Here is a 12,603-nt window from a genome sequence, read left to right on the forward strand (position 1 = left end):
ATATTTTTATTATTAATAATTATTAAATTTAATTGCCAGATAAAACTGTTACTTTTCAAGCCATTTAGCTCAAAGAACTTAAAACAGAATTTCTTATTTACAACTAGTGCCTTTGTAATATGATCGATAAGAGTAATTTTAAACTTAACATGGTAATTTCGCCTGAAACAAGATATATGCACATTATAGAAGCAATCAGAGAAGCCGAACTTAGATTTTGGCTTACGAGTTTAAAAGGTGAAACTTTTCATGTTTGCGAAGGGGCAGTCTAAAATTTCAAGTAAAAAGTGGGAAAAAACCCTAAAATGTTTAAAGGTTCCTAAATGAACCCAAAAGTTCCTTTACCTCCCCTTCACTCACATCAGACCAGTGCTGGTACGCTTCAGCTACAGCAAATGCCCATTCGCTCCTGAGATTTGCACAGTACACCTCTTCAACATTTGGGAGTATAAATTCCACAGCGTCCAGGTTAGCAGTTGGCACTGCAACAATTATCCTATTTGCACCTGCCTTTCTCAAAGCTTCCACAGCAACTAGCATTGTAAAACCTGATGCAATTCCATCATCCACCAGTATAGCAGGGCGGCCGGCTGCTTGAATATGAGGTTTCCCTCCCCTAAATTCAGCGACTCTTTTATTAACCTTACTGCGTGTTTGCTCAATTCCTTCCCTGACAACTTTCTCATTAAGTCCAAGGCGTGACGCCATATCTTCATTCAAACGCACTGTACCGTCGAAAGCTACTGCACCATAACCTGCTTCAGTATTCCATGGAAGTGTAATTTTACTTACAACTGCAATATCAAGCGGAATTTGGAGCTTAGAAGCCACTACCGCCCCAACTGGAACTCCCCCTGCAGGAATCGCAAAAACAATAGCTTCTGTATTTTTATACTGCATTAACATTTCTGAAAGAATTTCTCCTGCATGTTCACGGTTTCGAAAAACAGCAGTCCTATTTCTAAAGTCTGGGACGTCAAAAAAGTTATCCTCCAAATGAATTACCATAAAAACACTCTCCAGCCATTTTAATGAAATACTTTACCGTTGAAATGATATTAATTTTTGAAACTGCACTATTTAGATCGTTATTACAATATCAGTGAAATTATGAGTTCCTTAATTAATACTTTATTTAATTTTATTTATTTTTTACTAAAGCTGGACTTTGTATTAAAAATATTAACAGCTGCCCCTTAAAAATTAGCTGTAATCACTGCTTCCCAAATATTTCAAGGGATACTGCAATTCCAGTCGTATTATTGTAAAATCACCAGCTAAACACGATCATACTTTAATAGCATAATTAGATGTAATTCCATACCAAAATATAAAATTTAAAATAGTTATTAAACCAAATAAAATAGTAATATTTAAATTATTGACAATCAAACATTCATAAAACATTTCAGTAATTGTATCATAATCTATGAGGCCGTAAAAATATGACTGGTCCAAAACCAAAGGTACATAAACCAAAAATCCCATCCTGGGAAAAGAATCTGTTAAGGGGAATGAGCATATTCCTTTTAATCGCTGGTTTCTATATTATGATATTTGGCGGTGTAAACGGTACTGAGAGAATCTTTGGACTGCTTATCCTTATTGCACTTGTTATAATTTATACCCCCTCCTTTTTTACCCGCGGAAGGATACGTGCTATACCTGTAGAAATTGAAATTTTAATTTTATTGATGGTTTTATTTGAGCTTGTAGGCGGTGACGCCCTCGGGCTTTATGTCAGCATTCCACATTACGACGATTTCATGCATTTCATGCTGCCGCTGTACATTGCTTTAATAGGCATGATGATTATTTACACCATGTACTTCTACGGCAGGCTAAAAGCAACCGTAACTGCCATGGCTGTGCTTATTGTACTTGTAACTATAGGATTAGGGGGAATATTAGAAATGGGAGAGTATACTTACGATAAATATCTATCCCACACAATTATGGGGCAAATTACAGGGAATACCCAGATGCAGGGTTCTCCAACACAGAACGCCCTTGATGATACCATGAGTGATCTTTTTACAGATACAGCCGGTGCAATTGTTGGAGCTATTATTGGCGTTTTATTAATTAGAAGGGCTGAAAAGAGAGGTTCGCACTGGGAAGTGGCTGACGAAATTGAAGAATTGATAGAGGAACAGTGAAATAAACTATCTATTTTTTCTAATTTTAAAGTGCAGCGCATCTAATGACAATATCCTTAAAACCCTTATTAAATCTTTTTTTTCATACTACGCCCCTAAATGTTTTAAATCTTTAAAAAAAAGAATACCCAGATTATAAAAATGGAAATTATTGCTCTTTATACAAAATTAAAACACCTACTAACATTAAAATTCCAAACAATATTCTTAAAACAGTTAAAGGCTCACCAAGTGCAAAATAAGCAGTTATGGCCCCAAAAAGCGAACTAAGAGCAAATATAGATCCAGTCCTTGTTGAACCTATAGTCCTGAGTGAATAATAGATCAACACAAGCGAAAAGCTCACAGCAACAATTCCAATAAAAAGTAAGAGAGGTAACCTGAATAAAGGTAAGGTAAAGTTCAGTCCCAAAATTAGAGATAAAACTAATAAAATTGAGCCCCCAATTCCTGATTTTAAAGCAGTTATAAATATTATATCCTGTTTATGGCTTAAAAATTTGCTTAAGCTGGTATCAAGGCTCCAAAAAAACGATGCTGAAATTACAAGGAGACTTCCAAACAGGCCCTGGTTAAAGGAAAGATCCCTCAGGTCATTTGTGCTTAAAACTATTGCCCCTATTAACAAAAGGGCAAACCCCATAATATCTTTTTTATGAACTTTTTCTTTGAGGAAAAAAATTCCAATAATGATAATAAATAGTATCTCTACATTTGTTAAAAGAGCAGCGTTTACCGCAGTTATTCTATTTAGTCCACTTAAATATAACGCTGGAGCTATAACTGAGCCAAAAATTGCAGTTAGAAATAGAATCAAATATTCTTTTTTAGATATGAAGTTTTCCACCCTGCTTTTCTTGTTTATGGTGTTCAATATTCTATTTTTAAGGGGAGAAATGTAAACAAAAAACAGGAACACACTTGCTATTAAATATGTAAGTGCTGCAAGGGCAAAAGGGTGAAGATATCCAAGCAGTATCTTGTCCAGTGAAAACCATACCCCAAAAAGAAGGGCCACCATTAATGCGCTTAAATATCCCCATGAACGATTCATACTACCCCACAGCTTTGAATTTAATTAAAACATATTTTTTTTGTTTTGCTGCAAATACAGCTTAGACCTTTAATATTTTGATTCACGTTAATCTTTATAATTTCCTTTTTTAAACATGGCGCCCCTTTCAAAACATTTATATATTATGTAATATATTTCTTACATTAGATGTAATATATTTTTTACATGAGGTGAAAAAATTGTTAATTCAGAGGATAAAATGGTTTAAAGAAAATGCAAGGGGAGAATTAAATGAGCATCTACAAATTATCATTTAAAAATTTTAAAAGAAGAAAACTGAGAAGCGCTTTGACAATGTTAGGTGTGATAATCGGGGTAACTGCCCTGGTAGCACTTATGGGCATAGGTACAGGAATGTCATCATACATGAAATCACAGACAGAGACCATGATGGGTGATGTAACGATTGTAAACGGTTCTGGTGGATCAGGATTCATGGGATCTGCGGGATCTAGTTCCTATTTAAATTCAAAAGCAGTTTCCCAGATAAAAAATATGTCAGAGCTTTACGATTTTAAAGAACAAACCCAGTTCAATAGCCAATTAGGTAACATGCCCATAGTAGTAGTTGGGACAAACCAATGGGACCAGGTAAAAATTAACGGGACCCCAGGTGTTGTTATCAGTAAGTCAATTGTAGACGCTTTGGGTTACAAAATTGGAAGTAATATAACTATTGAAGATAAAAAGCTTACAGTAACAGGAATAAGCAACGAAAGCGGCTTTGGAGCAGGGATTATAATTTTAAGCATGGATAAAGCCCTTCAGATGAACGACGGTAAGATGTCAGTTATTACAGCAAATACCAAAGGCGATCCCGATACTGTAAAAAAAGAAATTGAAAGCACAGTAAATGGTACCAGCGCTATAACCAAATCAGATTACAGCAAACAGATCGATACCATGATGAACGGAATAACTATGTTTGTAGGTGCAATTGCCAGTATCGCACTACTGGTAGGGGTTATAAGCATTATAAACATCATGCTGGTTAATGTTTCTGAGAGGACAAGAGAAATTGGAGTGTTAAAAGCAATAGGATTCAAAAATAGAGAAATATTAGGCAGTATACTTGCAGAAGCTGGATTTTTAGGATTCATAGCATCAGTAATAGGTGTAATAATAGCTGCAGTTTTAATGCAAATTGGAATCATGCTATTTGCACAGCAACTGGGTATGGGAAGCATTAGTTTAACCCAAATGTTACCTGTATGGCTGGTGGCAGGAGTAATTGCAGGTGCTACTGTTTTAAGTATTTTAGCAGGTTTATATCCTGCATGGCACGCTTCAAGATTAAACGTAGTGGAGGCGCTGAGATATGAATAACAAAGTGCTGGAATTTAATGATGTATGGAAAACATATAAAATGGGAACCGAAAATATACAGGCACTCCGCGGTATAAACCTAACCATAAACAAAGGTTCATTTATTGCCATAATGGGGCCTTCTGGATCTGGAAAATCAACACTACTTCACCTGGCTGGAATTCTTGATATACCAAGTAAAGGAACTGTTCTACTAAATGGAAAAAATATTAAAGAGTATACAGGGAATGAACAGGCCGAACTTAGAAGAAAAAATATTGGGTTCATATTTCAGCGTTATAACCTAATGCCACAGCTTACAACATTAGAAAATGTTATGCTGCCTATGATTTCACCAGATTCCGAAAAAGCAAAAAAACTCCTTGACAAGGTAGGATTATCCGACAAATACGACCGTTATCATACACAGCTTTCAGGTGGAGAACAGCAGAGGGTGGCCATTGCTAGGGCTTTAGCCAATGATCCATCTATTTTACTTGCCGATGAACCTACAGGAGAACTCGATACAGTAAATACACGTAAAATAATGGGATTACTAAAAAGTCTAAATGAAGAAAAGGGATTAACTATTATTATAGTAACCCACAATCCTCTCGCTGCAGAATTCGTAGAGGAAGTGATTAAAATGCAGGATGGTGACATTTTAGATTTAGGATGGTAATTTTGGGTTTAAACCCATTATCTTATTTTTTTAGGAAAAATAAGATTTGAATAATTAGAATCCAAAATCAAACTTGTAAACCAATGATATGGTGAAAAAAATGGTAATTGCAAAACCTGAATGGTATAATCGGAGAAATAAACCTTTTTACAGCTATGGAATGACATGGCAGGGATGGATCTACTTTATAGTTACAATTTCAGTGCTTCTTACTGGAATAATGCTGCCTCAAAATATGATAATCAGTATAATAATTACAGCTGTGTTTTTATTTTTGTTTATGGATATGATAATGGCATCTTACAAATCAATGGATGAAAGGGGAAAAGACCATTATTCCATTGCCATGAGAAATATGGCATGGGCCATTATAATAACAATGATTATAACTTCCATTATTCTTGACTACACCAACATGAAAAACAATATAAGCATCCTAATTGTATCAATTACACTGGTAGGTGCCTTAACAAATATTTTAACTAGACATAAACTTGAAAAGGAGAATTAAAATGAAAAATGCATTATGGTACTTAGGATTTTTGAGCCCGCTGAGTTTGCTGTATTTTGTAACTGGAAATATTGCATTTGCAGGCTTTGCAGCATTTGTGGTCTATTTCACAATTTACGGCGAAAATGATGAAAGGTTGCAGGCAAATGTTGGACTGGCAACTCGAAATACATTTCTTTATATCATATTTGCAGGTGCAATATCCTTAATTTACATAAGTACAACTAAAGATATATCTTACTTCCCACAAGCATTCACTCTGCTTTTTTCAGGCAGTATAATAATCTGTGTACTCTCATATCTCTTTTACAACTTCCAGGAAGAAAGAATAACAAAATAATTTTTTTATAATGGTGCTTTACATATGTTAGTACAGCATAAATTCGGCAGGAACCTCCAAACATATTATTTTAATCATCTGCGTGTTTTTGTGTCTGTATACAATTTCATGGAAGAACACCTATGAAAACAAGAATTAAAGAATATAGAAAAGAACTTAAAATGACTCAAGAGGAGTTAGCAGAAGCTGTTGAAGTAACACGGCAGACAATTATAGCTTTAGAACAGGGTAGGTATAACCCCTCTCTAATTTTAGCCTACAGAATTACTAAAGCTCTCAAAAGGGAATACATTGAGGAGGTATTCGAACTGGAGGACATAAGAATATGATAATTAATTCTGTAATAAGTTATTAAATAAAATATAATATTTATATAATTAAATGTATTACTTAGATTTATTGTATGTTTGGAGGTTTCAAATGAGCATTTACAAGCTATCCCTTAAAAATTTTAAACGAAGGAAACTTAGAAGCGCCCTAACTATGTTAGGTGTGATTATAGGCGTTACTGCCCTAGTAGTCCTCATGGGTATTGGTACAGGGATGACATCCTACATGAAAGAGGAAACTGAATCACTTATGGGAGATATTACGATAGTAAACAGCTCTGGTGGATCAGGAATCACCGGATCTACCGGCGACACATTTTTAAATTCTGCTGCAGTTTCCAAAATAGAGAACATGCCTCAACTTTATGATATTAAAAAAGAATCACAATTCTACAGCGAATTAAACAACATGCAGATAGTTGTTGAAGGAATCAGCGACTGGAATCAGATAAAAATTAACGGTACTCCAGGCGTTGTTATCAGTAAATCACTTGCTGATGATTTTAATTATAAAATTGGAAGTAATATAACTATTAAAGACCATAAATTAACAGTAACTGGGACAACTAACGAAGGAGGGTTCGGAATAGGGCTTGTATTCATAAACATAGATACCGCTCTTGATATGAACCATAACAATGTATCTACTATTTCTGCAAATACTAAAGGCGATCCAGATACTGTTAAAAAAGAAATAGAAAGTTCTATAAATGGTACGAGTGCATTCACAAAAAATGACTACACAAAACAGATAGATAATATAATGCAAACGGTAACTCTCTTTGTAAGCGCCATAGCCAGCGTTGCGTTACTGGTTGGTGTTATAAGCATTATAAACATCATGTTGGTTAATGTTTCAGAGCGGACAAGAGAAATTGGAGTACTTAAAGCTATAGGTTTTACAAACAGAGAAATATTGGGAAGTATCCTTACAGAAGCAGGTTTATTGGGCTTTATAGCTTCAGTAGTAGGCATAATTACAGCTGCAATTTTAATGGAAATTGGAATTATGTTATATGGACCTCAGTTAGGTCTAGAAAATATGAGCTTTACCCAAATGCTTCCATTGTGGTTAGTTGTAGGTGTAATAGTAGGTGCTACAATTTTAAGTGTTTTAGCAGGATTATATCCCGCATGGAGGGCATCTAAACTAAACGTTGTGGAGGCACTGCGATATGAATAACGATGTACTGGTATTTAATCATGTCTGGAAAACGTATCAAATGGGAGCAGAAGAAGTAATGGCACTTAAAGGTGTTAATTTAATTATAAATGAAAGCACTTTTACAGCATTAATGGGGCCTTCTGGATCTGGAAAATCAACACTGCTCCACCTGGCAGGAATACTCGACACACCCACAAAGGGAGCTGTTTTAATGAACGGGAAAAATATCAAAGAGTATTCATTAAAAGAACAGGCAAAACTCAGGAGGGCTAACATAGGATTTGTATTCCAGCGGTTCAATTTAATGCAGCAGCTTACAGCATTAGAAAATGTTATGCTGCCTATGATTTCACCAGATTCCGAAAAAGCAAAAAAACTCCTTGACAAGGTAGGATTATCCGACAAATACGACCGTTATCATACACAGCTTTCAGGTGGGGAACAACAGAGGGTTTCCATTGCACGTGCCCTTGCAAATGATCCATCACTTTTACTAGCTGATGAACCAACAGGAGAACTAGATACTCAAAATACAAGGATAATAATGGAATTACTTCAAGAATTAAACCAAAATGACGGGTTAACAATTATAGAGGTAACACATGATCCACTATGTGCAGAATATGCAGACAGGGTAATCAAAATGCAGGACGGCAACATACTCCGTTAATTAATTTTTTTTTGACTAATAAATTTTTCATTTAAATTCTATTTTTAACCAGTTAAAAAACGTATTGAATTTAAGATCAGTATCTTTTTTACTTAATTCAAGCACATCAACATAATTTTAATCACTCAAGTCTATTATTATGTGCATGGTTTATACATAACATGTTTACTGGTTAATTTAAATTGAACTTGTTTTAAAAAAAATTCCATTTATTTAATCAAAAATTAGATAATAATTTAATAGTACTATTTGCACAATACTCCCAACATGAGCGATTTTAATTAATTTATAATTTGATTAAAAATTCCAATTTAAAAAAGTAATTAAAGGAATATAGGCCTATCCCACTGCCAGATATTCCTTTAAAGAAAATGTGTTATGATGAGTGGGAATTTGTATGGGATAGACCTATTATTATACATTAAACATGTTATAGTACCAATCCTATATTGAAGCTACTAAATACTTACTGAAGATATGACTGGCCTTAATAAATCCAGTAAACTCATTATATATTTTTAACCCCATTAAAAGGACTATAACACGATTACAGTATTAAAATAACAAACACACTAAGGACTGTAATAAACCTCCTAATAAATCTAACAGCTGGTATAAAAAGCCACAGCAGTCTACCATATTTCTCACCTCCTTTAAATTAATTTTATATTACGCTGATGGCACTAAAATAAAATACCTAAAAGGGAACCTAACAAACCTCCTAATAAATCTAATAGCTGGTATAAAAAGCCACAGGTTTCTATCATGCTTTTCACCTCCTTTAAACTAGTTTTAATACTTCACAGTATTAAAATAACTAGCAGTGCCTGTAATAAATCTTTATTAAACATAAAGGGTGTAACAAGTCTGATAAAATGTTTTATCACACTTTTCACCCCATAAAGACTCCATTACGCCTCAAATACTATAATATAAGTCCTAATAAAGGACTTACTAGCCCGCCTACTAATGATATAACAGGGCTTAATAAAGCCAATAAAGCTTCCAACATATTTTTCACCTCCTATAAATCCGTATTTGATTTTATTTAACACATTCCTAATAAACATTGTTTAAGTATTAATATTTGACTATTCAAAGTTACAATGAGTCAAATCGTGGAATTATTAGGATTTATAAAAGGTTAAATAGAGTTATTAACTCGTTTTTATTTATATAATTTCAAATTCATACCTATGAGAGGACATATAAATGAATATACGTTCTATTGCTCATTATGACTACACTGGTACTATTTTAAAATTTGCAACTTTTCAATAAGGGTCCCTTAAATTATACTAAAAATCTAAAAATAAGATATCACAAAGGCAAAATTTCCTATTAAAAAATAAAGTTAATTTAAAACATGAAATAGAAAGCTCTATCATGTGTTAGCTAAAAGTATATCAGTTCAGTTAGTTAGTAAAACATACTTCACTATATTTAAAGAATGATTTACTATCTTAACTGAACTTTTGCAGTAGAATTAAAAAATTCTAGGCTTGACTTACTGCTTGCAGATACTTAAAAATTTTTTCTTCCATTATCTATTCTTAAGAATACCTGCTTGATATTTTCAATTGATCTGCAAATTTCATTCATATCTTTATCATTGTAAAACGAAAAATCTTCTTTCGTTTCTTCAATTTTATTTTTACGCCATTTATCCAGATATTCATCACCTTTACCCGTAAGGGCAATTTTAATTACCCTCCGATCGCTCATATCATGCAATCTCTGGATCAACCCATCTTCAACAAGCTTATTGGTCAGATAGGTCATATTTTGTTTTTTCATTCCAATCAAGTTTCCAATTTCAGATATGGATAGTTCTCCCCTTTCCTTTAATATTATCAATGTTAAATAATGGGCAAATGACATTTTTATACGCCCATTGCTGGTCTTATACTTCAAAACGTTTTTTTGAAAAAGCTGGTATAACAAAAATAAATTATCCAACATTTCTCCTAATTTTTCCTCATCCATTAATAATGCCTCCTCTATTCATATTATGATGTTCTATATAAATATTAATGTGATAATGTATTACACCTCCCATAATGTCCAATGTAAGATGTTAATAGAAACTTCAGCAGTTAAGCACATATTCATATTTTCATTCTTGAAAATCTAAAGCTTAATCAAAGTATTTTTGTACATTATTTATTTATTAAGTCTATTTAAATACATAAATATGATATTTTTAAATAAAAACATTATTAAGCTATTTAAATAAAAATTAGACTGAAATTTAGACTATTAATTTTTTAATGAAATGACTAATTATGTATTAAATGCTAAAAATTCAATTCATACAAAATTAAAAAAATTTAATAGTTAATACGTTAATAGTATTAAAGTAAGATAAAGAGTTGCATCCAAAAAATGCAACATTATTTCAGGCAAGTATCTACATTCGGAGGAATCAAATGAGCATTTATAAACTATCCTTTAAAAATTTTAAAAGAAGAAAACTTAGAAGCGCCCTAACCATGTTAGGAATAGTAATAGGAGTAACTGCCCTAATTAGTCTTATAGGTATTGGTACAGGAATGTCGTCTTATATGAAAGATCAAACAGCTTCCCTTATGGGCGACGTTACCATAACAAATAGCTCTGGAGGGTCAGGAATTACAGGATCTACGGGTGATTCATTTTTAAATTCTGCCGCAGTTTCCCAAATAGAGAATATGTCAGAGCTTTACAACATTAAAAAAGAAACACAGTTCACTACACAAATGAATAACATACAGCTAATGGTCATAGGAATGAGTGACTGGAACCAGTTGAAATTTAACGGGACCGCAGGAGTTGTTATTAGTAAATCACTTGCAGATGAATTAAATTATAAAATTGGAAGCAATATAACCGTTAAAGATCAAAAAATGACAATTACCGGGATAACTAACGAAGGAGGAGACAATGGGGCATACGTGTTCATGAATGTTGATAAAGCCCTCCCTTTAAACAACAACAAGGTATCAAGCATAACTGCAAATACTAAAGCAGACCCTGACACTGTAAAAAACCAGATCGAAAGTGCTGTAAACGGTACAAGTGCTTTAACAAAGTCAGACTACACCAAACAAATCGATAACATAATGCAAACAGTAACCCTCTTTGTAGGTGCTATTGCAGGTGTTGCATTACTGGTGGGTGTTATAAGCATTGTAAACATCATGTTAGTCAATGTTTCAGAGCGTACAAGAGAAATTGGAGTATTAAAAGCAATTGGATTTAAAAATAGAGAAATATTAAGCAGCATACTTACAGAAGCCGGTCTTTTAGGTTTATTATCTGCCATAGTAGGAGTAGTTGTAGCTGCTGTCATACTCGAACTTGGAATTATGTTCCTTGCACCACAATACGGCATTAGCGGCATTAAACTCACCCAAATGTTGCCTTTATGGTTAGTAGCTGCAGTAATTGGAGGTGCTACAATTTTAAGTGTTTTAGCAGGATTATATCCCGCATGGAGGGCATCTAAACTAAACGTTGTGGAGGCACTGCGATATGAATAACGATGTACTCGAATTTAATGAAGTCTGGAAAACATACAGAATGGGATCAGAGGACATACAAGCACTTAGAGGGGTTAATTTAACAGTAAGCAGCGGTTCATTTATTGCCATAATGGGGCCTTCTGGATCTGGAAAATCAACACTGCTCCACCTGGCAGGAATACTCGACACACCCACAAAGGGAACTGTCTTGCTGAATGGGAAAAATATCAAAGAGTATACCCAAGATGAACAGGCAAATCTCCGGAGGGCCAACATAGGATTTGTATTCCAGCGGTTCAATTTAATGCCACAGCTTACAGCATTAGAAAATGTTATGCTGCCTATGATTTCACAGGACTCAGGAAAAGCAAAAAAACTCCTTGACAAGGTAGGATTATCCGACAAGTACAACCGTTATCATACACAGCTTTCAGGTGGGGAACAACAGAGGGTTTCCATTGCACGTGCCCTTGCAAATGATCCATCACTTTTACTAGCTGATGAACCAACAGGAGAACTAGATACAGAAAATGCAATGATAATAATGGAATTACTCCAAGAATTGAATCAAAATGATGGGTTAACAATAGTAGGAGTTACACACAATCCACTATCTGCAAAATATGCCGACGAAGTAATCAGAATGCAGGACGGAAATATAATCAGCTGAAAAAAATAGGTTTAAACCTTTATTTATTTCTTTTAATTTTATTATAATCATCATAAACAGAACACAAGTCTCTTTTTCAAGAATTATTTATAAAAAACGTTGTTTTATTAGAGAAAATATGCTGTAAAAACACAGTTTATTGATAATTTTCACCCAATGGTAATAATTATCTCATGAAAAATCAATAATAATGC

14 protein-coding genes are annotated in these 12,603 nt (G+C 33.7%); 11 read left to right on the plus strand and 3 right to left on the minus strand.

The features are described 5' to 3' along the window. Positions 1-119: 119 nt before the first annotated feature. On the plus strand, positions 120-272 hold the full coding sequence (locus AAGU07_RS14450) for a hypothetical protein (RefSeq protein ID WP_342459791.1): 153 nt from the start codon (positions 120-122) through the stop codon (positions 270-272). Positions 273-309: 37 nt separating this feature from the next. Here the strand turns inward: AAGU07_RS14450 and AAGU07_RS14455 are convergent, their stop codons facing one another. Continuing rightward, positions 310-1,008 carry a phosphoribosyltransferase family protein gene (locus tag AAGU07_RS14455; protein WP_342459792.1) on the minus strand — a complete coding sequence of 233 codons (699 nt, stop codon included), beginning with the start codon at positions 1,006-1,008 and terminating at the stop codon, positions 310-312. 437 nt (positions 1,009-1,445) lie between these two features. On the opposite strand from AAGU07_RS14455, the gene AAGU07_RS14460 reads away from it, so the two are divergent. Further along, on the plus strand, positions 1,446-2,159 hold the full coding sequence (locus AAGU07_RS14460; protein WP_342459793.1) for a hypothetical protein: 714 nt from the start codon (positions 1,446-1,448) through the stop codon (positions 2,157-2,159). A 148-nt stretch (positions 2,160-2,307) separates the two neighbouring features. Here AAGU07_RS14460 and AAGU07_RS14465 read toward each other — a convergent pair whose 3' ends face one another. Next, positions 2,308-3,213, minus strand: a complete 906-nt coding sequence (locus tag AAGU07_RS14465) for a DMT family transporter (protein ID WP_342459794.1) — start codon at positions 3,211-3,213, stop codon at positions 2,308-2,310. A gap of 252 nt (positions 3,214-3,465) precedes the next feature. On the opposite strand from AAGU07_RS14465, the gene AAGU07_RS14470 reads away from it, so the two are divergent. The 7 genes from AAGU07_RS14470 (at position 3,466) to AAGU07_RS14500 (ending at position 8,236) form a co-directional block, all read left to right on the plus strand. Then, on the plus strand, positions 3,466-4,560 hold the full coding sequence (locus tag AAGU07_RS14470) for an FtsX-like permease family protein (RefSeq protein ID WP_342459795.1): 1,095 nt from the start codon (positions 3,466-3,468) through the stop codon (positions 4,558-4,560). Beyond that, on the plus strand, positions 4,553-5,221 hold the full coding sequence (locus tag AAGU07_RS14475; RefSeq protein WP_342459796.1) for an ABC transporter ATP-binding protein: 669 nt from the start codon (positions 4,553-4,555) through the stop codon (positions 5,219-5,221). The genes AAGU07_RS14470 and AAGU07_RS14475 overlap by 8 nt, the downstream gene beginning before the upstream one ends. Before the next feature lie 100 nt (positions 5,222-5,321). Next, entirely contained in the window at positions 5,322-5,732 is a 411-nt protein-coding gene (locus AAGU07_RS14480; RefSeq protein WP_342459797.1) for a hypothetical protein, read from the plus strand. A 1-nt stretch (position 5,733) separates the two neighbouring features. Beyond that, positions 5,734-6,072 carry a hypothetical protein gene (locus AAGU07_RS14485; protein WP_342459798.1) on the plus strand — a complete coding sequence of 113 codons (339 nt, stop codon included), beginning with the start codon at positions 5,734-5,736 and terminating at the stop codon, positions 6,070-6,072. Positions 6,073-6,194: 122 nt separating this feature from the next. Continuing rightward, positions 6,195-6,401, plus strand: coding sequence for a helix-turn-helix transcriptional regulator (locus AAGU07_RS14490; protein WP_342459799.1), 207 nt, complete (start codon positions 6,195-6,197; stop codon positions 6,399-6,401). 91 nt (positions 6,402-6,492) lie between these two features. Then, a complete protein-coding gene (locus AAGU07_RS14495; protein WP_342459800.1) occupies positions 6,493-7,584 on the plus strand; it encodes an FtsX-like permease family protein in 1,092 nt (363 codons plus the stop codon). Then, positions 7,577-8,236, plus strand: a complete 660-nt coding sequence (locus AAGU07_RS14500; protein ID WP_342459801.1) for an ABC transporter ATP-binding protein — start codon at positions 7,577-7,579, stop codon at positions 8,234-8,236. Before AAGU07_RS14495 ends, AAGU07_RS14500 begins: the two co-directional genes overlap by 8 nt. 1,524 nt (positions 8,237-9,760) lie before the next feature. Here the strand turns inward: AAGU07_RS14500 and AAGU07_RS14505 are convergent. Further along, positions 9,761-10,222: a MarR family transcriptional regulator gene (locus tag AAGU07_RS14505; protein WP_342459802.1), complete on the minus strand. Its 462-nt coding sequence runs from the start codon at positions 10,220-10,222 to the stop codon at positions 9,761-9,763. A 443-nt stretch (positions 10,223-10,665) separates the two neighbouring features. Between AAGU07_RS14505 and AAGU07_RS14510 the strand changes: the two genes are divergently transcribed. Further along, complete coding sequence (locus AAGU07_RS14510; protein ID WP_342459803.1) at positions 10,666-11,757, plus strand: ABC transporter permease; 1,092 nt, start codon at positions 10,666-10,668, stop codon at positions 11,755-11,757. Then, positions 11,750-12,409 (plus strand): ABC transporter ATP-binding protein, encoded by a 660-nt coding sequence (locus AAGU07_RS14515; protein ID WP_342459804.1) that lies wholly within the window; start codon positions 11,750-11,752, stop codon positions 12,407-12,409. Before AAGU07_RS14510 ends, AAGU07_RS14515 begins: the two co-directional genes overlap by 8 nt. Positions 12,410-12,603 lie beyond the last annotated feature (194 nt).

It is taken from the genome of Methanobacterium sp. (assembly GCF_038562635.1).
Taxonomy (GTDB): domain Archaea; phylum Methanobacteriota; class Methanobacteria; order Methanobacteriales; family Methanobacteriaceae; genus Methanobacterium_D.

What these genes read in the sequence shown, in the direction of transcription:
- AAGU07_RS14470 (WP_342459795.1), top strand. Translation starts at nt 3,466, where the DNA reads ATGAGCATCTACAAATTATCATTTAAAAATTTTAAAAGAAGAAAACTG.
- AAGU07_RS14465 (WP_342459794.1), bottom strand. Translation starts at nt 3,213, where the DNA reads ATGAATCGTTCATGGGGATATTTAAGCGCATTAATGGTGGCCCTTCTT.
- AAGU07_RS14515 (WP_342459804.1), top strand. Translation starts at nt 11,750, where the DNA reads ATGAATAACGATGTACTCGAATTTAATGAAGTCTGGAAAACATACAGA.
- AAGU07_RS14500 (WP_342459801.1), top strand. Translation starts at nt 7,577, where the DNA reads ATGAATAACGATGTACTGGTATTTAATCATGTCTGGAAAACGTATCAA.
- AAGU07_RS14455 (WP_342459792.1), bottom strand. Translation starts at nt 1,008, where the DNA reads ATGGTAATTCATTTGGAGGATAACTTTTTTGACGTCCCAGACTTTAGA.
- AAGU07_RS14485 (WP_342459798.1), top strand. Translation starts at nt 5,734, where the DNA reads ATGAAAAATGCATTATGGTACTTAGGATTTTTGAGCCCGCTGAGTTTG.
- AAGU07_RS14475 (WP_342459796.1), top strand. Translation starts at nt 4,553, where the DNA reads ATGAATAACAAAGTGCTGGAATTTAATGATGTATGGAAAACATATAAA.
- AAGU07_RS14480 (WP_342459797.1), top strand. Translation starts at nt 5,322, where the DNA reads ATGGTAATTGCAAAACCTGAATGGTATAATCGGAGAAATAAACCTTTT.
- AAGU07_RS14450 (WP_342459791.1), top strand. Translation starts at nt 120, where the DNA reads ATGATCGATAAGAGTAATTTTAAACTTAACATGGTAATTTCGCCTGAA.
- AAGU07_RS14510 (WP_342459803.1), top strand. Translation starts at nt 10,666, where the DNA reads ATGAGCATTTATAAACTATCCTTTAAAAATTTTAAAAGAAGAAAACTT.
- AAGU07_RS14490 (WP_342459799.1), top strand. Translation starts at nt 6,195, where the DNA reads ATGAAAACAAGAATTAAAGAATATAGAAAAGAACTTAAAATGACTCAA.
- AAGU07_RS14505 (WP_342459802.1), bottom strand. Translation starts at nt 10,222, where the DNA reads ATGGATGAGGAAAAATTAGGAGAAATGTTGGATAATTTATTTTTGTTA.
- AAGU07_RS14495 (WP_342459800.1), top strand. Translation starts at nt 6,493, where the DNA reads ATGAGCATTTACAAGCTATCCCTTAAAAATTTTAAACGAAGGAAACTT.
- AAGU07_RS14460 (WP_342459793.1), top strand. Translation starts at nt 1,446, where the DNA reads ATGACTGGTCCAAAACCAAAGGTACATAAACCAAAAATCCCATCCTGG.